Origin of the sequence: Hyphomicrobium sp. (assembly GCF_036833075.1) — a bacterium.
Classification (GTDB): domain Bacteria; phylum Pseudomonadota; class Alphaproteobacteria; order Rhizobiales; family Hyphomicrobiaceae; genus Hyphomicrobium_C.
On the sequence record NZ_DAITQL010000076.1, the window covers coordinates 1 to 20,288 of the forward strand.

Here is a 20,288-nt window from a genome sequence, read left to right on the forward strand (position 1 = left end):
TTCGCGGCCGTTTGGGAATCCCTCGCGATTCAGCTAAAGATGAACGCGCTCTAGCGTCAAGAAAATGCGTCAAACCAAAAGCATGGAGCCTCGCCTCTGAGTTTATCAGAGGCGAGGCTCCAGCGCCGCCAAGTCGCCCGGATTTCTCCGTCATCGCAGCACAATCAGAGCGTACACGTCTTAGCGTGCGGGGCCCGGATTTGCGGGCGTTTCAGGCAGGCTGTCAGCATACGAACCCGTGCGATCGATTCGCGATTCATGCCCCCGTTAAGGATCTCTTAACTCGTTAAGGGTTACCTGAAGAGGGTATTCAGGGTGAGTGGCATGTTAAGTTCCTTGCGTAAATGTCATCTATTCACCGGTGTCGAGCGCGTGAAGATCAGTGCGATCTTTGCCTCCACCGCGCTCCTGGCGGGCTGCAGCGCCGACGTTTCCAGGTTCGATCTCGGATTTGGCGATGGAGCGCGCAGCCACTCGAGCTCCGGCAGCTACAATACGACGGGCCGAACCGCGTCGAACGACTACGGCTCCGCCGGCTACAGTCGGCCGTCGTCCTACGGCGGGAGCGACGTGGCGCGCTCCGAGCTGCCCCCCACGGGCATGACGACGGCGGCGATCCATCCGCAGCAGAGCGCGCCCTATGGCGACAACAACTATGGCTATGGGCAGGCGCAGGGCTATGGCGGCTCGGCGGGCTACGGCAGCGCCCAGCAGCGCGCGCCGCAGTACGGCGGCTACGCCACGACGCCGTCGGGCGGCGCCTACTCCGGCGGCTCGGGCACCGGCGCCAAAGGCGAGATGATCCAGGTGCGGCAGGGCGATACGCTTTACTCGCTGGCCCGCCAGCACGGCGTCTCGGTCAACGATCTCAAGGCGACGAACGGCCTTGCGTCGAACGATCTGCGGCCGGGCCAGCAGCTCTATCTGCCGTCGGGATCGCGTGGGCGCTACGCGAGCGAGCCGGCGCGTCCGCCGCGCGAGAACTATGAGACCGTGGCCGTGCGGCCGGTGCAGGCCGCGCCGGCGCCCGCGGTCGGCGCGCCGTCGGACTGGACCGGGCGACACACGGTGCGGCAGGGCGACTCGCTCTACGGCATCGCGCGCGAGAACGGCGTGAAGCTCTCCGATCTCGAGCGCTACAACGGCATCTCGGATTCTCGCAAGGTGATGCCGGGCACGGTGCTCAAGGTGCCGGGCCATCCGTCGTCGACGACGGTCGCGGAGGCGGCGCCGTCGGCGCCCGCTTACGAGCCGCCGGCCTATTCCCCGCCCGCGGCCTCGCCGCCGCCGGCCGCGTCCGAGACGCCGCAGCCGACCCCCGGGGTCGTGCGCCTCGGCGAGCCGGTGCCGCCGATCGGCTCGACGCCGCAGCAGCCGACGATGATCAACGGATCGGGATTGGCCGGCCCCGGCGCGTCCTCACCGCCTGCCGCGCCCGAGCGCGTGGCGAGGGTGGAGACGAACACGGCGAGCGATGCGGTTTCGCCGGTGAGCAGCTCCAATTCGACAGCCGTCGCAGGCTTCTCCAAGCTGCGCTGGCCGGTGGCCGGCAAGGTCATCGCCGGGTTCGGGCCGCGTCCGGACGGAACGCACAACGACGGCGTCAATCTCGCCGCCCCGATGGGCACAGACGTGCACGCGGCCGAGAGCGGCGTGGTCGCCTACGCGGGCGACGAGCTCAAGGGCTACGGCAACCTCGTGCTCATCCGCCACGACAACGGCTGGGTGACCGCCTACGCGCACGCCGACGAGCTGCTCGTCAAGCGCGGCGACCAGATCCGGCGCGGCCAGGTCATCGCCAAGGCGGGGCGGTCGGGCCAGGTGGACCAGCCGCAGGTGCACTTCGAGCTGCGCCAGGGCCAGAAGCCTGTCGATCCGACGCCGTTCATGGAAAGGCTTTAAGGCGGGCAGCAGGCAGGGTAAAACACAAGAGCGCGTGGGCAGCCGGCAGCGGTCGGTATACGGCTGAAAGATCCCGCCGCGCATCCTGCCTGCTGCCCGCTGCCTCACAACGGCAACGTCTTGCCGAGGCGGCCGGCCAGGTCCTGCGTGAACTGCCAGGCGACGCGGCCGGAGCGTCCGCCGCGCGTGACGCTCCACTCGAGCGCCTCCCGGACAAGCGCGTCGCGCGCGATCGGCAGGTCGAAATGTCGGGCGTAGCCTTCGACCATGGCGAGGTAGTCGTCCTGGCTGCAGTTGTGAAAGCCGAGCCAGAGACCGAAGCGATCCGAGAGCGAGACCTTCTCCTCCACCGCCTCGGAAGGGTTGATGGCGGTCGAGCGCTCGTTGTCGACCATCTCGCGCGGCATCAGATGGCGGCGGTTGGAGGTGGCATAGAAGAGCACGTTCGGCGGGCGCCCCTCGATGCCGCCCTCGAGCACGGCCTTCAGCGATTTGTAGCTCGTGTCGTCGCGGTCGAAGGAAAGGTCGTCGCAGAAGACGATGAAGCGATGGCGTGATGCGCGCAGCTCGGCGAGCGCGGCCGGCAGCGTCGCGATGTCCTCGCGGTGGATCTCGACGAGCTTCAGGTCTCCCGTCATGTTCCCTGCCGCCGCGGACTGGGCCTGCACCTCGGCATGGACGGCCTTGACGAGACTCGATTTGCCCATGCCGCGCGCGCCCCACAGGAGCGCGTTATTGGCCGGCAGCCCGTCTGCGAAGCGGCGCGTGTTGTCGAGGAGCTGGCGCGCCGAGCCGTCGATGCCCTTGAGCAGTGCGCGGGGAACCCGGTTCACGGCCGCGACCGGCTGGAAGGACTGATCAGCGGCGTGCCAGACGAAGGCGTCGGCCGCGTCGAAGCGGGCCGGGGCGGGCGGAGGCGGGGCCAGCCGCTCGAGAGCGGCGGCGATCCGGTCGAGGCGAAGGGCGAGATCGGAGGTGTGGCTCATGATCGGGGTTTGCCTTGATGTCCGGCCGGTTGCCCGCCGCCGTTGCGCGCAAGCGACGGACGGGACGGCCATTTCCGGGGCTCTATAGCGCAACGCGCCGTTCGCCGGCCAGAGCGCTGACCCGTCAGGGTTTCCGCGGAATCGGCCAGGGTTGCAAACGAGGCCCCGGGCACTATAGTCGCGCCCGATCTCTGGCAGCGAGACTCGCGGGCGATGTCCCGGCGAGACTGGCTGCGTTTCGCCTTTGACCATTCATATAGACGATCCGGCAAGGACCTGTCCCACATGTTCATCACTTCGGCTTACGCACAATCCAGCAGCGCGCTGTCGGATCCGTTCAGCGGTCTTCTCATCCCCATGCTGCTGATGGTGGTCATCTTCTATTTCCTCGTCATCCGTCCGCAGAGCCAGCGCCAGAAGCAGCACCGCGAGATGGTCGAGCGCGTGCGCCGCGGCGATACGGTCGTGACGTCGGGCGGCTTCGTCGGCAAGGTGGCGCGGGTGGCGGACAACTCCGACGAGATCGAGGTCGATCTCAACGATACGCTCAAGGTGCGCGTGCTCAAAAGCACGCTGATCGACGTCCGCTCGAAGAGCGAGCCGGTGAAGGACGCGCCGGCCACGAAATAAGCTAGGCGGCGCGGCGCGACGCGCCGATCGGCCATCACGCAACGCCCAGGGGAGGCCCGCTCCACGATGCTGCATTTCGAGCGCTGGAAGATCATCGCGATCTTGGGGACGATTTTCGTCGGCTTCCTGTTCGCGCTTCCCAACTTCGTTTCGAAGGAGACGCTCGAATCGTGGCCGAGCTTCCTGCCCAAGCGGCAGATGCCGCTCGGCCTCGACCTGCAGGGCGGCGCCCACCTTCTGCTCGCGATCGACCAGAACGAGCTGCGCACGGATTGGCTCAACACGCTGCGGGAAGATGCGCGCAGGACGCTACGTGACGCCAAGATCGGATTTTCCGCCATCGGCATCGCGAAAGATGCGGTTCAGGTGCGGCTCGTGAAGCCTGAGGAGACCGATGCGGCGCTCAAGGAGCTCAAGAAGCTCGTGCAGCCGGTCGGCAACCTCATCCTCGGGACGAGCGGCAACGATACCGAGGTCGAGAAGGGGAGCGAGCCGGGCGTCATCCTCATCAGGCCGACGCAGTTCGGCATGGATCAGCGGCTCACGCATGCGGCGGCCGCCTCGATCGAGACGATCAACCGGCGCGTCAATGCGCTCGGCACCGCCGAGTCGACGGTCGTGCAGCAGGGTCGTGATCGCATCCTCGTGCAGTACCCGGGACTGAGCGACACGCGCGAGCTCAAGGAGCTGATCGGTAAGACGGCCAAGCTCTCGTTCCACGCCGTGCACCCGACCGTGACCGCCGATGAGGCGAGGGTGACGCGGCCGCCCGCGGGCTACCGCATCTTTGAGGCCGCCGAATCGGAGCGGAACTATCAGTCGGCTTACGTGCTGCAGGAGGTGCCTGTGGTGCAGGGCGACGACCTCGTCGATGCCCAGCCGGCCTTCGACAGCCAGACCAACGCCCCGATCATCACCTTCCGCTTCAACCAGTCCGGCGCCCGCAAGTTCGGCAACTTCTCGAAGACGCACGTGGGCGAGCCGTTCGCCATCGTGCTCGACGACCAGGTGATCTCTGCGCCCGTCATCCGCGACGCGATCCTCAGCGGCTCGGGCCAGATCTCGGGCAACTTCACGGTCGAGAGTGCCAACAACCTGGCCATCCAGCTTCGCTCCGGCGCGCTGCCCGCGAGGCTCACGATCGTCGAGGAGCGCACCGTCGGGCCGTCGCTCGGCGCCGACAGCATCGAGGCCGGCAAGCTCGCCGGGATCATCGGCATGGTTGCGACGGCCGTCTTGACGGTCCTGGCCTACGGCACCTTCGGCGTCTATGCCGTCCTCGGTCTCCTCGTACACGGCATTCTCATTCTGGCACTGATGTCGATGATCGGCACTACGCTCACGCTGCCCGGAATCGCCGGCTTCGTGCTGACGATCGCCATGGCGGTTGACGCCAACGTACTCATCTACGAGCGTATCCGTGAGGAGCTTCGAGCCGGCCGGACACCCGTCGCCGCCATCGAAACGGGCTTCCAGCGCGCGTTCGTCACCATTCTCGACAGCCAGCTCACGACGCTTGCCGCGGCCGTCATCATGTTCTGGCTCGGCTCGGGTCCTATCCGCGGCTTCGCGGTGACGCTGACGCTCGGCATTCTCACGTCCGTGTTCGCGGCGGTCACGGTTACGCGTCTGCTCGTCGCCATGTGGCTCAAGAGTGCCATCAAGGGCAGCAAGCGCACGACTTCCGTCTCGGTTCCGATCTAGGGAAGGTCAACCACCATGTTTCTGGTGCCCGACTTCAAGGGTAATGACTTCTTTCCGCACGGCACGCGGTTGCCGTTCATGAAGTACAAGCTCGTCTGCGTCATGGCGTCGATCACCATGTCGGTCCTTTCGCTCGGTATCATCCTCGTCAACGGGTTCAACTACGGCGTCGATTTCAAGGGTGGCTCGTTGATCGAGGTGCGCGCCAAGTCCGGCATCGCCGACGTCGGCCAGATGCGCAGCACGCTCTCGGGCTTAAATCTCGGCGATATCCAGATCCAGAGCTTCGGCAACGACGCGGACGTGCTGATCCGCATCGAGCAGCAGCCGGGCGAGGAGGACGCGCAGCAAGTGGCGGCCAACAAGGTGCTCGAGGCGCTCGGAGGCGACTACGAGCAGCGGCGCATCGAGGTCGTGGGGCCGGCGGTGTCGAGCGAGCTCAGAATCACCAGCCTCATCGCCATCCTGGCGGCGATGGTGGCGATCGTCGCCTACGTGTGGGTGCGGTTCGAGTGGCAGTTCTCGGTCGGCGTTCTGCTCGGCCTCGTGCACGACGTGCTGATCACAGCCGGCATCTTCTCGCTGTTCTGGATGCAGTTCGACCTTTCCATCGTGGCGGCGCTGCTCACCATTCTCGGCTATTCGATCAACGACTCGGTCGTCGTGGCCGACCGAATCCGGGAAAATCTGCGCAAATACAAGAAAATGCCGCTGACCGAGCTGCTTGATCTGTCGATCAACGAGACGCTGTCGCGCACGATCCTCACCGGTGTCACGACCATCGCGGTGCTGCTGGCGCTGTTCTTTCTCGGCGGCGAGGTGATCCGCAACTTTACCTTCGCCATGCTGTTCGGCGTCATCATCGGTACCTACTCGTCGATCTTCGTGTCGGCGCCGCTGATCGACTATCTCGGCATCAAGCGCGACTGGAGCGGCGAGGCACCGGCCAAGACTGCGAGCAGCGGCGCAACGGTGGCGCGGCCCTGACCCGGCAAGGCGGCGGATGTCCATGGGTGCGCGCGCGCATCTTCCGCGGCAGGTTCCCATCGATGCCTACGGCAACGGCGGGTTCCGCTTCGGCGGCATGAGCCATAAAGGCTCCATCCTGTGCCTGCCTTCGGGCATCTGGGAGTGGTCCGTCGCGTCGGCCGAGGCCCTTGACCGCACCGCACTCGACGACGCCCTCGCGCCCGGCGCCGGGGTCTCCCTCATGTTCCTCGGCACGGGGACGCGTCTCGTGCGGCCGCCGGCCGATCTCAGGGCGGCGTGCGCGACGGCGGGGATCGCGCTCGAAGCCATGGACACGGGCGCGGCTGCACGGACCTACAACATGCTCCTGGCCGAGGGCCGGGCGGTGGCGGCCGCCCTCATTGCCGTCCCATGAGGGAGGGCGATCCCATGCGCACGCCCGACCCGCGCCTCTCCGGCCCCGTTCTCGAAGCCGCCCGCACCCACGCCTACGATCTCTATCTGTCGGCGCTGCTGGCGCCGGCCGCGGCACAGGGCGATCTCGTCGTGCTCGCGGCTTATCTCGGCGAGGTCCGGCGCATCCCGTTGATTGCGCACGACGCCACCGTCGGCGAGATCCGGCTGCAATGGTGGCGCGATGCGCTCGCCTCCGGCACGCCGGGCGGAAATCCGGTCGCCGATGCGCTGATCGACCTCAAGCATCGGCGCTCGCTCCGCGACGATCTGCTGGCGGCGCCGCTCGAAGGCGCTTCGCGCGTGTTTTACGAGGACGGCATCCCCGATAAGCGCGCGCTTGAGCTCTATGCGGACGAGACGGAAGGCGCGCCGATCCGGCTTGCCCTCGCCGTGCTCGGCAGGGAGGGGGACGCGGCCGCGGAGCGGCTCGCGCAGCCGGCCGGCCGCGCGTTGGCCCTGACGCGGCTTGCCCTCACCTTGCCACAGCATCTTGCTTTTGGTCGGTTGCCGCTTCCGGCGGATGAGTCCGGGCCCTTGCGCGACCCGCGGATCCTCGGCCCGGAAGACGCACGCGAGGCGACGCGAGCCCAGCTCGAACGCCTTGCCGAGGACGCGGCGCGGGCGTTGGCAGAATTCCGGCGCGGAGAGGCGGGCCTTGAACGCGGGGCGCTCCCGGCGTTTCTCACGCTGTCGCTGGTTGCGCCCTATCTCAAGGCCGTCGTCGCGCCGCGGCGGGACGTTCTGTCGGAAGTTGCGGATATTTCGCCGCTTTCGCGTGTCACGAGACTGTGGTTCGCGCATTGGCGCGGCCGTATCTAGCCGGTCGGCGCACCGGCGCCAGATCATCGGGATCGACATCGGGCATGGTTCGGCTTCTCGTTTGCACCGCTGCGGCGGCCGTCCTCTGGATCGGCCTCGCCGTGGCTGAGCCGGTCGAGCTCCCCGTCGAGGCGGATCCCGGCGCGGACGTGGGCGCGGTGCCGGGCGTGCCCGCGACGCCGCCAGCCGAGCCGACGATCGAATCCCTCATCGAGGACGCGGAGCGCGCGCCGGCGCACACCGGCACCGGGCCTGCTCCGCAGGCCGCACCCCCCTTGCCGCGCGCGCCCTCCATCGGCGACGCGATCGATCCGCTGCTGGCGCCTCGCGTGCATGTGCCTCTGTCCGAAGAGCCGCCGTTCGGACCGGCCCCGCAGCCGATCACCGTCGAGATCGAATGGCGCGTCGAGAACCCGTTCCGCTTCTTCGCCGATCCCAAGGATACCGACGTCCATCGCGCGACCTACATGGAGCTCAGTCCGGAGCAGAGGGAGGCGGCTCCCGTGCTCGCGGCCGAGCATGCGCTGTCGCGCCGCCACGAGGATGGATGGGCGGAGACGATGTACCGCAAGACGTGCTGGATGGGCGCGCGCAACAGGCACGTCTGTCCGGACAAGGGCGACTACGTCAACCCCGCGAGCCATCGCGTGATCGCCACGCTCAAGGGCATGGCGGAGCCGGGCGTCGATTGCCGCTGGGTGACGTCGGAGCTCGGCCGGGAGCCCGGCGACAGGAGCGGGCCGGAGACGGCCGTCGTGCGGCCCTGCGAGGAGGCGGTGACGTTTACTGCGCCCTATCCGAACGGCCTTGCCGCGCGGGTCGAGATCGGCGGCGTCGCGGTGGCGTCGGCCGAGATCAAGGTGCGCGACATCTTCGTCGTGGGCATCGGCGACAGCTTCGGCTCCGGCGAGGGCAACCCCGACGTGCCGGTGCGGTTCTCGCCAGAGCGCACGATCTCCTACGGCAAAGGCGGCGGGGCGGACGATCTCACCGGCTTTCCGGCGCGCGTTGGGGCGTGGAAGCAGGTCGGCGACAACGCGTTCATCGAGGGCAATGCGCGCTGGCTCGACCAGGCCTGCCATCGCTCGCTCTATTCGCATCAGCTGAGGGCGGCGCTCGAGCTTGCGGTCGAGGACCCGCACCGGGCCGTGACGTATGCCGGCTTCGCCTGCTCGGGCGCGGAGGTCACGTGGGGGCTCTTCCTGCGCTACAAGGGCAACGAGTGGGTGCCGACCCCGCCCGACCTGTCGCAGATCTCGGCGGCGGCGGATGCGCAATGCGGCAAGAGCGACGCTCCCAAGATCGACATGCCCGAAGCCTACCACATGAACGGGATCATCCCCGAGCTCAAGGGCGGGCTCACGCTTTCCAAGTGTCCCCACGAGAAAGCCCGCAAGATCGATCTCGTGCTGATGTCGGTTGGCGGCAACGACATCGGCTTCGCCCGCCTCGTCGCCAACGCGGTGCTCTCGGATGAATCGCTCGTGCGCAGCCTCGGCGGCTGGTTCGGCCAGGTGCACGGCAACAAGGAGAGCGAGGATCTCCTGACGCGCCTTGATCAGCGCTACAAGGCCATGAACCGCGCTGTGCACGGCATCCTGCACGTGCCGTGGGACGAGAGCGACCGCATCATTCTCACCGCCTATCCTCCGTTCGCGCTGCTCGACGATACCGGAAGCATGTGCCGTGACGGCACGGCCGGCATGGACGTGTTCAGCGAGTTCCGCATCACGCAGAAGGCCGCGCTCTCCTCGTCGTGGCTCGCCGACAAGCTCGATCAGGTGATGGAGAAGAGCGCCGGCGCGCACGGCTGGAGCTATGCGGACGCCCACCGCAAGACGTTCGTCGGGCGCGGCGTCTGCGCGGGGCATACGGACGGGCTCGGCCCGCTGGTCGACGATCTCAGGCTGCCGCGCCGGCACGGGGGTATCTGGCAGCCCTACAACCCGGTGCACTTCCAGCCTTACGCCGCACGCCTCAGGTGGTTCCGCACGCCGAACGACGCGTTTCTCACCGGCAATTTCCATGCGGCCGGCTCCGTTCTGCAGAACGTGCTCAAGCTGCAGAGCTTCTCGTGGTTCCAGGTGCTGCTGGCGGCGACCTATGGCGGCGCGTTCCATCCCACGGCCGAAGGGCAGGCCGCCATGGCCGATGCGGTCGTCGCCAGGGCGCGCGCGGTGCTGGCGCGGCATGGGCAGCAATCGGCTGCGGCGTCGGCAGCGGCGAGCGAAGTCCCCTAAGAGGGCACGCGCTCCCGTTCCTCGTTTCCCGGCAGACGTGTCTGGACCCCGACCTGCGTCGGGGTGACGTTGTTATTCAAGCCAGCGAGCCTCCAAACTCGACGTCGTCCGGCATCATGGCGGAGCCATGCTCCGCAGGGACGGCCGGGATCTGGACCGTCTCAGCTTGCAGGACTACTCCGCGGCCTCGCTGCCGAACTGAAGCTCGGAGAGGCGGGCGTAGAGGCCGCTCTTCTTGATGAGCTCGGCGTGCGTGCCGCTCTCGACGATGCGGCCCTCGTCCAGCACCAGGATGCGGCTGGCGTTCTGCACGGTCGAGAGGCGATGGGCGACGACGATGGTGGTGCGCCCCTTCGTCAGCGCCTCGAGCGCCCGCTGCACGGCGATCTCGTTCTCGGTATCGAGCGCGCTGGTCGCCTCGTCGAGCAGCAGCACCGGCGCGTTCTTCAGAATGGCGCGGGCGATGGCGATGCGCTGGCGCTGGCCACCCGAGAGCGACACGCCCCGCTCGCCGAGCTTCGTCTCGTAGCCTTGCGGCAGCGCGCGGATGAAGCCGTCGGCCTGGGCGGCGACGGCGGCGCGCGAGACGTCGGCATCGCTGGCCTCCGGCGTGCCGTAGCGGATGTTCTCGGCGACCGTATCGGCGAAAAGCGCAACCTCCTGCGGCACCAGCGCGGTGATCGCGCGCAGATCGGCGAGAGCGAACGACGCGATGTCGATGCCGTCGATGAGGATCTCGCCGCTTGCGGGATCGTAGAAGCGCAGCAGCAGATTGAGCACGGTCGATTTGCCGGCGCCGGACGGACCGACCAGCGCGACGCGCTCGCCGGGTGCGATGCGGAACGAGACGCCGTCGAGCGCGGGGGCACCGGCGCGGCCGGCATACCCGAAGCGGACGGCGCGGAACTCGATCTCGCCCCTCACGGGCACGGGAAGCGGAACGGGGTTTGCGGGGGACTTGATCTCGGGCGTGACCGCAAGGAACTCGGTGATGCGCTCGGCGGCGCCCGCGGCCTGCGTGGTCTCGCCCCACACCTCCGACAGCTCGCCGAGCGCGCCGGCCGCGAACAGGGCGTAGATGACGAACTGGCTCAGCCGTCCGCCCGTGATCTCGCCGCTGATTACCGCCGATGAGCCGTACCAGAGCACGCCGACGATGCTCGCGACGACGAGCAGGATGACGAGGCCGGTGAGGCCTGCGCGGGCGACGAGGCGGCTGCGGGCGGCTTGGAAGGAGCGCTCGACGGCCTTGGCGAAACGGCCCGCGACCGCATCCTCATGGCCGAACGCCTGCATGGTGCGCACGGCGGCGAGGTTCTCGGCCGCGTAGGCCGAGGCCTCGGCGAGCGTGTCCTGGGCGTGCCGGGAGAGGCGCCGCACCGAGCGGCCGTAGCCGATCAGCGGCAGCACGATCACGGGTATGGCGATCAGCACCAGGAGCGAGAGGCTGGGGCTCGTGACGATCATCATCGTGAGCGCGCCGACGAGCATGATGGCGTTGCGCAGCGCCTGCGAGATCGCCGAGCCCGCGACCGCCTTGATCTGCGTCGTGTCGGCGGTGAGGCGGCTCATCACCTCGCCCGAGTGCGTCCGCTCGTAGAAGTCGGGGCCGAGGCGGGTGAGGTGGGCGAACACGTCGGCGCGCAGATCCGCGACCACGCGCTCGCCGATCCAGTTGACGAGGTAGAAGCGCGACGCGCTGGCCGCCGCGAGCACGACGCCGATGACGATCATCATCATGAAATACTGATTGATCATCGCGCCGTCGTGCGCGCCGAAGCCATGGTCGATCATGCGGCGCACGGCCAGCGGAATGGCCAGCATGGCCATGGCGGAAACGACGAGGGCCACTGCCGCCGCGGCGAGCTGGGCCGGGTGGCGGACGAGGTACGGCCTGAGGGCGAGAAGCGGGCGCAGGGACGGGCGCGCTGCGGCCGTCCCTTCTGTCGTGCCGGCGGCGCTAGCGGTGGCGGCCGCGTGGATCTCGGGATGGTCCTTCTGGCTCACGTGTCGGACTTTCGCATTGGGCGTTTCCCCTGGTGTGCGATCCTTCTGGACCGCCCGGACGCTCAGCTCCGGCCCTTTGCCCGGCCTCGGATCCGACGTTTCGGACAGGCCCGGCCCCAGGCGATCGTTACCGGGCGTGCGTTCGTGTTCTTTCTCTTGCGTTTTTGACCATGCGCGACACGGCGCCCTGGCGTCAACGCCAACCGGCAGCGTGGCGCGGAATGCCGCGCCGCAAGTTCGCGGCAGACCGGCATCGGCCGGCCCGGGCGTGCCAAAGCCCTTCCCGCGGCTTGGTTTTTCGGCGCTTGTGCCGCCCGGGCATCTCGACTATAGAAGCGCATCCAGAAATTCGGGGGTCGTGCCGTCGGCATTCCGCCGCTTTTGGTGCGCTGCGCCAGTCCTCGCGCGGATTTGCACTCCGGCCCCTTTTTGCAACGAGCGCCGACATGAAGAAAGATTCCGACCTGCATCCCGACTACCATCAGATCACGGTCAAGATGACCGACGGGTCCGAGTTCGTCACCTATTCCACCTACGGCAAGGAAGGCGATGAGCTGACGCTCGACATCGACCCGAGCTCGCATCCGGCCTGGACCGGCGGCGATCAGCGCCTGATGGACCGCGGCGGCCGCCTGTCGCGCTTCAAGAAGAAGTTCGAAGGCTTCCTCAAGTAGGTGCCCTGACGGCTCGAACAGAAAAGGCCCGGTCGATCCCGGGCCTTTTTCATGTCCGGCGGCAGAGCCGCTCAACGGTCATGTCGGGCGGCTCAGCGGCTCGCGACGCGGCGGAGACCGGTCGCGAACGCCTGCTCGAGAGCGTTGATCTGCGTCGCGACGGGGTTGACGGGCGCGGCGTCGTCGACATCATCGGCCGGGGCGACCATGGCGCGATCGAGCTGGACGATCCGATCGTGCAACTGGAAGCTCGCGTCGATCAGGTCGCGCAGCCCCTGGGGCAGGTCCGAGAAGCCTTTGGTATGGGACGGGCGGCCGAGCGTCTGCAGCTTGACGCGTGCACGCTTGGCATCGGCTTCCTCGCGCGTGATCTCGCCTTCCTTCAACGCCCGGCGGATCAGCAGCCAGGAGGCGAGCTCCAGCAGCCGCGTCGTGAGCCGCATGCTCTCGGTGGCGTAGAGAACCGTGACCTGGCCGGGAAGACCCTTGCTCTCCTGGCGGCCTTCCCCATCGAGGTAGGCGGCCGAGCGCTCGACGAGCGCCATGCCTTCGGAGAAAACGCGATCGAATTGCTCAGAAGCTTGGAAACGCTCCCCGAAGGAGACGGTCTCGCCCCTGGCGACAAGCAGATTTTCTACGCTGGAACCGTTGCTCATGACACGCTGTGACACATACACCTACGATCTGATCACCTTACCATTCCTCGATCCTAAGAGACCAGAGTTAACAGAATTGGCCAAGAAGGAGACAATCCCAAGGAACGATCTTGATTTGATCGGCACTGCAAGAGCCGCGCCTAAAAAATGAGCCGCCTCGCGGCGGCTCGGAAGTCAACAGGGAGGCGTCAAACAGGGCGGCTAGGCACCACCCGGGATCCAGATGTCTGGATATGGGACAGTTCTACCCCCGGGCTCCCTAAAGGAGGCTTAACGAACGGCGGTTTCGACCTCATCTGCCGTTCACAACTGCGGGACTGCAGAGTGTGAACGCGAGCCCCGGTCCGGGACAGTGCGCGCATGGCCGCCTACGCCGGATCCTGGATGCGGGAAGCGAGCACCTTGTCGATGCGGTGGCCGTCGAGATCGACGATTTCGAAGCGCCACCCGTTCGTCTCGACGAACTCGCCAGTTTTGGGGATGTGCTGCAGGTGGGCCAGCGCGAAGCCGGCGACGGTGGCGTAGCTGCGCTTCGGCGGCAGCGAGACGCCGAGCCGGGCCGCCATCTCGTCCACCGGCATGGAACCGGCGAGCAGCCACGAGCCGTTGGCGCGCTGGACTGCGTCGGGCTCCTCGCCTTCCGACTTGAACGCGCCGACGATGGCCTCGAGCACGTCGGCTGGCGTCACGAGCCCCTCGAAGTGGCCGTATTCGTCGTGGATCAGCGCGATGGGCACCTCCGCCTCGCGCAGGATCTCGAGGGCATCGAGGGCGTCCATGGTCTCGGGGATGATCGGAACCTTGTGCAGCCGGTTCCGGATGTCGAGCGCGCGACCTGCCAGAATGTCGGCGAGCAACTCGCGGGCGCGGACGATCCCGATCAGCGTATCGATGTCGCCCTCGCCGACAGGGATCAGCGAATGGGGGATCTCGCGCGCCTGCCGGCGGATCTCCTCATCCGAGGCCGTGATGTCGAGCCAGCTGACGTCGGTGCGCGGCGTCATGAGGCCGACGACCGTCCGGTCGGCAAGCCGCATGACGCCGGAGATCATCTCGCGCTCGTGCGTCTCGAGCACGCCCGCCGCCTCGGCTTCCGAGATCAGAATGGCGATCTCCTCGTCGGAGACCTGGCTCTCGCTGGTCTCCGCCTGCCCGAGCAGGCGGAACACGAGACGCGTGGAGGTGTCGAGCAGCCATACGGCGGGCCGCGCGATGCGCGAGAAGGCGGTCATGGCGGGCGCGACGAGGCAGGCGATGGTGTCGGCGTTCCGGAGCGCCAGGTTCTTCGGAACGAGCTCGCCGACGATCACCGAGAGATAGGTGATGACGGCGATGACGCTGCCGTACCCGAGCGCGGCGGCCGCGGTTTCGGAGAGGCCGGCGCCGCGCAGCGCTGTGTAGGCGTAATGGCCGAACGTCTCGCCCGAGTAGACGCCGTTGATGATGCCGATCAACGTGATGCCGATCTGCACGGCGGAGAGGAACTTGCCCGGGTCGGCCGCGAGGGCGAGGGCGCTTTCCGCGCCCCTCTTGCCGTTGGCGGCCATGGCCTTGAGACGAGGCTGGCGGACGGAGACGACGGCCAGCTCGGACAGCGCAAAGAGGCCGTTCAGAAGAATGAGGCCCGCGACAATCAGAATTTCGATCAAAGTTTTTGCGGCTGACTTGGCGGGTCGTGCTCGGGAAAGCGCGCCTGCGTCGATGCCACTCCATGTTGCGCAGGGGCAAATGCTAGCCCGCAGGCGGCCGCCGGGTCAATGCAGCCGAGACCGGAGGTTATTCCCGGCTTATCCACCCCGCGCCCCTCAATCGGCGGGCTTTTTGAAGAGCGCGGCGGCCGCACTTTCGTGGGCGCGCTTTCTCGCAAGCTCGGCCTTCACGCGCTCGATCTCGGCCGCAAACGCGCTGATCCGCTGCTCCAGCTCGGCGACCGACAGCGTTTCGAGATTGTCGCCGACCCCTAAGGATTTCGGCGCCGTCGGCTTCGCATCGTCCCAATCCATGGCGTTCGCTCCTCGGGTACGTGTCCTCTCGGCGCGGACCGTGACACTTTCGCCGGAGCGTCACAAGCCGCCCCGGGTTGTCGGACGTGCCTGCGGCGGCTATGCACGCGACACCTGTATTGCCTTGTCCGAGGGATCTCCGATGACGACGCTGCCCGAGACGATGACCGCCATCGCCATTCACGGCAAGGGCGGACCGGAGGTGCTGGTCGAGGAGCGGAAGCCGGTGCCGCGGCCGGGGGCGGGGCAGGTTCTGATCGAGGTCGAGGCCGCAGGCGTCAACCGGCCCGACGTCCTGCAGCGCAAGGGGCTCTACCCGGCACCCAAGGGGCACTCCGAGCTACCCGGGCTCGAGGCGGCTGGGCGGGTCGCGGCCGTCGGCGAGGGCGTGTCGCGCTTCGCGGTCGGCGATCGCGTCATGGCGCTGCTCAACGGCGGCGGGTACGCGGAGTATGCGCTTGCGGATGACGCCGCGACGCTCGCCATTCCCGACGGCGTGTCGATGGTCGAGGCGGCGGCGATCCCGGAGACGTTCTTCACCGTCTGGCACAACGTGTTCGAGCGTGGCGCTCTGAAGAGCGGCGAGTGGTTCCTCGTGCACGGCGGCACGAGCGGCATCGGCGTGACGGCGATCCAGCTCGCGCGCGCGTTCGGCGCCAAGGTCATCGCCACCGCCGGCTCGCCGCAGAAATGCGAGGCATGCCTCGCGCTCGGCGCTCACCGCGCCGTCGACTACATGCAGGAGGATTTCGTCGAGGCGGTGAAGGCGGAGACGGGCGGCCGCGGCGTCGACGTCATCCTCGACATGGTGGGCGGCGACTACGTGGAGCGGAACATCCGCTCGCTCGCCGACGACGGGCGGCTCGTCAACATCGGCTATCAGTCGGGCTCCAAGGTGACGGTCGACATGATGCGCGTAATGCTGAAGCGGCTGACGCTCACCGGCTCGACGCTGCGCATCCGGCCGACCGAGGTCAAGGGCGCGATAGCGTGCGCTGTCGAGCGGCATGCGTTGCCGGCGGTGGCGAGCGGCAAAGTGAAAATCGTGATCGACAGCACGTTTCCGCTCGCACGCGCGGCCGAGGCGCACGCGCGCATGGAGACGAGCCAGCATGTCGGCAAGATCGTGCTGACGGTCGGCTGAAGTCCAAACGATCTCGGGCTACCACGCGAGCGCCGGCATGGCGGCGACGGGGCGCTCGTCGCGCGAGGGGAAGAGGCGGGCCACCGTCTCGGTCGTGACGCCCGTGGGGGCGTGCACGCCGCTCGCAATGAACACGCTGTCGAGACCGGCGGCCGCCGCCCCCTTGATGTCGGTGTGGAGCCCGTCGCCGATGCACAGGATGCGCTCCCGGGCGACCGGCTTCTCCTTGAGCTTGGCAATCATGGCAAAGGCCATGTCGTAGATCGGAAGATAGGGCTTGCCGGCATAGGCGACGCGGCCTCCCTTGGCCTCGTACGCCGCCGCAAGCGCGCCCGCGCAGTAGACGATCTGGTCGCCACGCTCGACGGTGAGGTCGGGATTGGCGCAGATCATGGGCAGCTCGCGCGCCGCGAGTTCCGCGAGCAGGGGGGCATAGTCGTCCGCCGTTTCGATCTCGTCATCGAAGAGGCCCGTGCAGGAGACGGCGTCGGCATCGGCCGCCCCGGCAAGCGTGACGCCGAGGTCGTCGTAAAGCGACAGGTCACGCTCGGGCCCGAGGTGGAACACGCGCTTGCCGGCATAGGCCCCGACGAGCGCACGGGCGGCATCGCCCGAGGTCAGGATGGCATCCCATGCGAAGCGCGGCACGCCGAGGCGGTCGAGCTGCGTGACGACGCTCGAAGCGGGGCGCGGAGCGTTGGAAAGGAGGATGACAGTGCCGCCCGCGAGGCGGAACTTGGTCGTGGCCTCGCAGGCCGGCGCGAACGGCGCGACGCCGTTGTGGATCACGCCCCAGATGTCCGTGAGCCACACCTCGCGCGACGGAGCGAGGCCGGCGATGGATGTGAGAACAGGGATGGGGGGCGCGGAAGGTTCCATGCGCCATGCCTAGCGGCTGAGCCGCCGCTCGGCAAGCGTCGGCGGCTCAGCCGGTCTCAGGCGTTCAGACCGCGATCTTTTGAGCGTGCCCGGCGGCCGCCCTGCCCCGGCTCCGGTCGTTCGTGATGTCGGCCCGGACCGGGCGCGCGCCGCCGAACAGCCGTCCCTGGCCGAGCAGCACCCCGAAGCCGAACAGGCGGGCGAGAAGCGCGTCGTCGTCGATCCGCTCGACGACCAGTGTCAAGCCGTGCTTGGCGAGGTGACGGCAGACGTCGCTCGATGGGATGTGGCCGCTCGGCGCGCGAAGGCCATTGAGGAACACGGACGCGTCGAGCTTGGCGAACACGAAGCCCTGCTCGGCCAGCGCCTCGAAGTCCATGTCGAGGTCGGTCATGTGCGAGATCGCGAATCGGAAGCCGAGCGCGCGCATGTCGGCGAGCGAATCCCATTCCGGCGTGGAGAAGGCGCGCACGTCGGTCTGCGTGAACGACAGGACGAGCTGCGACGCGAGGCTCGCCCGCAAGTGCAGCGTCTCGGCCAGCTCGCCCAGGAAGTGCTCGTCGGCGACCGATTCGCCGCTGAAGGCGGAAAAGACCGAGCCGCCCTTGCCGCGCTCCTCGAGGCGCCGCGCGATGGCCGCGGTCCTGACGACGCGCACGCCGTCGAACAGCGGCAACAGTCCGGTGCCGCGCAGGTCGGGGCCATCGGGCGTGACCTCGAGCGGGTTTCCGTCGGCGTCGCGCAGGCGGACGCTGATCTCGTAATGGCGGGTCTGCTGGTCCTCGAGACCGAGGATCGGCTCCAGCGCTACCTCGATGCGGCCGGCGGAAATGGCGTCCGCCATCAGCCGCGCGCGGGCGTCGGCAGGGGACGCGGGGCGCGGAGCGGCCGGGCGCACGAAGGGCGGCAGCGGCGGCGGCGCGGCCGCCTCGACCGGAGGCGCGGACGGGGCCCCATGGCCAGCGTAGGGCGCGCGCATGGCGCCAGCCGTCATCCGCAGCGCCTCGATGGAGCGCTCGATCGAGGCGCTGGTGCCGCCATTGTCTTGCGACGGCAGCGGCGGCGGCATGGCACTCGCGCTTGCGGCCGGGGCGCGTGGCGCGGGGGCCGCTTGCGGAGGCGGGCTGGGAGCGCGGCTCTGCTCGGCCGCATTCACCTCCTCGAGGAGCCGCTTGATGGCATCCTGGATCACCTCGACGTCGGCCTCGCGCGGCGCGGCGGGTGCCGTCGTGCCGGTGCGGGGAGCCGCGGCCTCGGGGTGTGCCGCCTCCGGCGGATGCGCGGGCGCATGCCCTTTCACGAACGGGGGAAGCTTTGGCGCGGCCGCAGCTGGCCGAAAGGACCACATGTCCGAAACGTCGTCCGGGCCGGGGCCGCTTGCCGCGGGGACCGGAGGCGCCGGCGGGACAGGCGGCAGTGCGGCCGCGCGTTCGCTTGCGCGCGGGGGTGCCTGCGGCGGCGGTGGCGGCGCGGTTGCAACGAGCGTCGGGACGCGGGTCTTGGCATCGAATTGCGGGGCGTCGAAGTGCGGGCCCTGAGGCGACGCCTGCGCGCCCGGCCGCGCCCCTCCCTGGGGCGCCGCGCCGGAAGTCGCGGCTTGTGCCGCGGCGCTCGCGCGCGGCATGGGAATCGACGGCAGTGCCTTCACGGCGCTGCTGACGGAGCGGCGCAGCCGGTCGGCGCGCAGATCCTCGGCTGCTTCGCCCCGCTCCCTGCGCCAGAGGAAGGCATGGACGCCGAGCAGCATCAGGTAGGCGGAGAGGCCTGCCGTTGCGGCGACGGGGCCCGGCATCCCGGCATGCTGATACAGCGCCACGGCGCCGGCGCCGGCGACAACGCCCATGGCCACGACGACAATGGTTTGCGAGGTTGTCTGATTTCGCGTCATAATCTGCCCTATCCTCACGTACGTCCACGGGACGCGGCATCCGACTCTCAGGATGCGAATCGCTGGATTGAGAGTCGGACCGATCCCCCTCCAAGGCAATGTGGACACCCTGTGGTATCACCAGCATTTCGTAAGGCGGCGTGACGGCTTAGCCCGAGCGTGGCTGAGATGCACCGATGTGATGCGGCCGGTATGCGCAGGTATTGGGAGATATTCTCAGGGGAGAGCCGCAAATCAGCCATTGGAGGGTCCAGCGGCAACCCGAATCGGGGTGCCGTTTAGAGCTCATTAGGCGAATCGGCGTGGTATCGTCCTGTCCGGGCCGCCTCACTCTGTCCGGCGTATGAAGGAGCCCCTGATGTTGATGAGCGTGATTTCGCGCGAGTGCTACGCTGTGCCTTTGCCCGAGCTTTCGGGCGCCCGCGTCCTGCTGACGGGGCTGACTTCTGCGTCGGGCTTCGACATCGCCCGCGCCTTCGCCGATCACGGCGCGCACCTCATCCTTCAGTCGCCGGAGCAGAGCCCCGAGATGACGGAGCTCGTGGCGGTGCTCGCGGAGAGCACGTCCGAGATCCGGCTCTTCAACACGCCGCTCGAGAGCGACGGCGATGCGGCGCGGCTGATGCAGGCTGCGATAGAGGCCAGCGGCGGCATCGACGCGGTCGTCAACCTGGCGCCGATCGCGCTCAGCGACATCGAAGCGCTCGAGACGCCCGAGGACGTGGAGGGGCTGATCTCCGAGGCGCTGCGCCTGCCGCTGCGTGTGACCGAGATCGCCGCCAACCGCATGCGCCTCGTCTGGACTGAGGGATCGATCCTCAACGTGGTGCGGGTTCCGGGCGGCATCGGCGGGCGCGCCATGATGCTGGCCGACGTGCTGCGCGCGGAGCTGGCCGAGCTGACGCGCGGCCTTGCCCGGCAGTGGGCGGCCCACGGAATTCGCGTCAACGCCATCGCACCGCCGTCGTCGGTCGCGGCGATGGCGGGCGAAGTGCAGGCGTCGGATGCCGATCTGGCGGCCGTCGCGCTCGCGCTTGCAAGCCGCAAGGGCCACGGCGCGTCGGGTCATGTGCTCGATGCCGCGGGTGCCGCGCGCCGCTGGTGTTGAGATCATTCGATGAAGGCGCGTGCGGCGGCGGCCTACGTAAGGCCGCCACTCACGACCGCTCGCACCATCGACTGCTGTCGACCTCAGAGCATGAGCCGGGCGGTGTCGTGAACGTCCATTCGGCCCCGGCGTGAAGCTGACGCGTCGCAACGCCAGCGTTCCCGCTCCGGGTAGTGTCTCAGTTTGAAATCTGAGCCTGTCGCTTCTTGTAGACCTTGGGCCG

17 protein-coding genes are annotated in these 20,288 nt (G+C 68.2%); 10 read left to right on the forward strand and 7 right to left on the reverse strand.

Annotated elements, in window-relative coordinates; genetic code table 11:
• Positions 1–324: 324 nt before the first annotated feature.
• Complete coding sequence (locus tag V7082_RS17420) at positions 325–1,902, forward strand: peptidoglycan DD-metalloendopeptidase family protein (RefSeq protein ID WP_334150586.1); 1,578 nt, start codon at positions 325–327, stop codon at positions 1,900–1,902.
• A gap of 104 nt (positions 1,903–2,006) precedes the next feature.
• Here the strand turns inward: V7082_RS17420 and V7082_RS17425 are convergent, their stop codons facing one another.
• Positions 2,007–2,888 carry an ATP-binding protein gene (locus V7082_RS17425; RefSeq protein ID WP_334150587.1) on the reverse strand — a complete coding sequence of 294 codons (882 nt, stop codon included), beginning with the start codon at positions 2,886–2,888 and terminating at the stop codon, positions 2,007–2,009.
• A gap of 285 nt (positions 2,889–3,173) precedes the next feature.
• On the opposite strand from V7082_RS17425, the gene yajC reads away from it, so the two are divergent.
• The 6 genes from yajC to V7082_RS17455 all read left to right on the forward strand — a co-directional run bounded on the left by yajC (position 3,174) and on the right by V7082_RS17455 (position 9,706).
• Positions 3,174–3,518 (forward strand): preprotein translocase subunit YajC, encoded by a 345-nt coding sequence (yajC, locus tag V7082_RS17430; RefSeq protein ID WP_334150589.1) that lies wholly within the window; start codon positions 3,174–3,176, stop codon positions 3,516–3,518.
• 66 nt (positions 3,519–3,584) lie between these two features.
• Entirely contained in the window at positions 3,585–5,222 is a 1,638-nt protein-coding gene (gene secD / locus V7082_RS17435) for a protein translocase subunit SecD (RefSeq protein WP_334150591.1), read from the forward strand.
• 15 nt (positions 5,223–5,237) lie between these two features.
• A complete protein-coding gene (secF, locus tag V7082_RS17440) occupies positions 5,238–6,209 on the forward strand; it encodes a protein translocase subunit SecF (RefSeq protein WP_334150592.1) in 972 nt (323 codons plus the stop codon).
• Positions 6,210–6,231: 22 nt separating this feature from the next.
• Positions 6,232–6,606, forward strand: coding sequence for an Mth938-like domain-containing protein (locus tag V7082_RS17445; RefSeq protein ID WP_334150594.1), 375 nt, complete (start codon positions 6,232–6,234; stop codon positions 6,604–6,606).
• A 14-nt stretch (positions 6,607–6,620) separates the two neighbouring features.
• Complete coding sequence (locus tag V7082_RS17450; RefSeq protein WP_334150596.1) at positions 6,621–7,466, forward strand: squalene/phytoene synthase family protein; 846 nt, start codon at positions 6,621–6,623, stop codon at positions 7,464–7,466.
• 44 nt (positions 7,467–7,510) lie between these two features.
• Positions 7,511–9,706, forward strand: coding sequence for a hypothetical protein (locus V7082_RS17455; RefSeq protein WP_334150598.1), 2,196 nt, complete (start codon positions 7,511–7,513; stop codon positions 9,704–9,706).
• A gap of 174 nt (positions 9,707–9,880) precedes the next feature.
• Here the strand turns inward: V7082_RS17455 and V7082_RS17460 are convergent, their stop codons facing one another.
• On the reverse strand, positions 9,881–11,713 hold the full coding sequence (locus V7082_RS17460; protein ID WP_442909816.1) for an ABC transporter transmembrane domain-containing protein: 1,833 nt from the start codon (positions 11,711–11,713) through the stop codon (positions 9,881–9,883).
• Positions 11,714–12,159: 446 nt separating this feature from the next.
• Here V7082_RS17460 and rpmE point away from each other — a divergent pair, with 446 nt between their 5' ends.
• Entirely contained in the window at positions 12,160–12,387 is a 228-nt protein-coding gene (gene rpmE / locus V7082_RS17465) for a 50S ribosomal protein L31 (RefSeq protein WP_334150600.1), read from the forward strand.
• 92 nt (positions 12,388–12,479) lie between these two features.
• Here rpmE and rcdA read toward each other — a convergent pair whose 3' ends face one another.
• The 3 genes from rcdA to V7082_RS17480 form a co-directional block, all read right to left on the reverse strand.
• Positions 12,480–13,043, reverse strand: a complete 564-nt coding sequence (gene rcdA / locus V7082_RS17470; RefSeq protein ID WP_334150601.1) for a protease adaptor protein RcdA — start codon at positions 13,041–13,043, stop codon at positions 12,480–12,482.
• Between the two features lie 368 nt (positions 13,044–13,411).
• Complete coding sequence (locus V7082_RS17475) at positions 13,412–14,692, reverse strand: hemolysin family protein (RefSeq protein WP_334150603.1); 1,281 nt, start codon at positions 14,690–14,692, stop codon at positions 13,412–13,414.
• A 156-nt stretch (positions 14,693–14,848) separates the two neighbouring features.
• Entirely contained in the window at positions 14,849–15,046 is a 198-nt protein-coding gene (locus V7082_RS17480) for a DUF1192 domain-containing protein (RefSeq protein ID WP_334150604.1), read from the reverse strand.
• Positions 15,047–15,188: 142 nt separating this feature from the next.
• Here V7082_RS17480 and V7082_RS17485 point away from each other — a divergent pair, with 142 nt between their 5' ends.
• On the forward strand, positions 15,189–16,190 hold the full coding sequence (locus V7082_RS17485; protein WP_334150606.1) for an NAD(P)H-quinone oxidoreductase: 1,002 nt from the start codon (positions 15,189–15,191) through the stop codon (positions 16,188–16,190).
• 18 nt (positions 16,191–16,208) lie between these two features.
• On the opposite strand, the gene V7082_RS17490 is transcribed toward V7082_RS17485, so the two are convergent.
• The gene (locus V7082_RS17490; protein ID WP_334150608.1) at positions 16,209–17,069 is read right to left on the reverse strand and encodes a TIGR01459 family HAD-type hydrolase; all 861 of its coding nucleotides are present in this window, start codon (positions 17,067–17,069) and stop codon (positions 16,209–16,211) included.
• Between the two features lie 64 nt (positions 17,070–17,133).
• Positions 17,134–18,957, reverse strand: a complete 1,824-nt coding sequence (locus tag V7082_RS17495; RefSeq protein ID WP_334150609.1) for an EAL domain-containing protein — start codon at positions 18,955–18,957, stop codon at positions 17,134–17,136.
• A gap of 364 nt (positions 18,958–19,321) precedes the next feature.
• Between V7082_RS17495 and V7082_RS17500 the strand changes: the two genes are divergently transcribed.
• The gene (locus V7082_RS17500) at positions 19,322–20,065 is read left to right on the forward strand and encodes an SDR family oxidoreductase (RefSeq protein ID WP_334150611.1); all 744 of its coding nucleotides are present in this window, start codon (positions 19,322–19,324) and stop codon (positions 20,063–20,065) included.
• Positions 20,066–20,288 lie beyond the last annotated feature (223 nt).

Bases quoted from the DNA above. Each gene is read 5' to 3' on its own strand.
- V7082_RS17420 (WP_334150586.1), top strand. From the start codon at position 325: ATGTTAAGTTCCTTGCGTAAATGTCATCTATTCACCGGTGTCGAGCGC.
- V7082_RS17425 (WP_334150587.1), bottom strand. From the start codon at position 2,888: ATGAGCCACACCTCCGATCTCGCCCTTCGCCTCGACCGGATCGCCGCC.
- yajC (WP_334150589.1), top strand. From the start codon at position 3,174: ATGTTCATCACTTCGGCTTACGCACAATCCAGCAGCGCGCTGTCGGAT.
- secD (WP_334150591.1), top strand. From the start codon at position 3,585: ATGCTGCATTTCGAGCGCTGGAAGATCATCGCGATCTTGGGGACGATT.
- secF (WP_334150592.1), top strand. From the start codon at position 5,238: ATGTTTCTGGTGCCCGACTTCAAGGGTAATGACTTCTTTCCGCACGGC.
- V7082_RS17445 (WP_334150594.1), top strand. From the start codon at position 6,232: ATGGGTGCGCGCGCGCATCTTCCGCGGCAGGTTCCCATCGATGCCTAC.
- V7082_RS17450 (WP_334150596.1), top strand. From the start codon at position 6,621: ATGCGCACGCCCGACCCGCGCCTCTCCGGCCCCGTTCTCGAAGCCGCC.
- V7082_RS17455 (WP_334150598.1), top strand. From the start codon at position 7,511: ATGGTTCGGCTTCTCGTTTGCACCGCTGCGGCGGCCGTCCTCTGGATC.
- rpmE (WP_334150600.1), top strand. From the start codon at position 12,160: ATGAAGAAAGATTCCGACCTGCATCCCGACTACCATCAGATCACGGTC.
- rcdA (WP_334150601.1), bottom strand. From the start codon at position 13,043: ATGAGCAACGGTTCCAGCGTAGAAAATCTGCTTGTCGCCAGGGGCGAG.
- V7082_RS17480 (WP_334150604.1), bottom strand. From the start codon at position 15,046: ATGGATTGGGACGATGCGAAGCCGACGGCGCCGAAATCCTTAGGGGTC.
- V7082_RS17485 (WP_334150606.1), top strand. From the start codon at position 15,189: ATGACGACGCTGCCCGAGACGATGACCGCCATCGCCATTCACGGCAAG.
- V7082_RS17490 (WP_334150608.1), bottom strand. From the start codon at position 17,069: ATGGAACCTTCCGCGCCCCCCATCCCTGTTCTCACATCCATCGCCGGC.
- V7082_RS17495 (WP_334150609.1), bottom strand. From the start codon at position 18,957: ATGACGCGAAATCAGACAACCTCGCAAACCATTGTCGTCGTGGCCATG.
- V7082_RS17500 (WP_334150611.1), top strand. From the start codon at position 19,322: ATGAGCGTGATTTCGCGCGAGTGCTACGCTGTGCCTTTGCCCGAGCTT.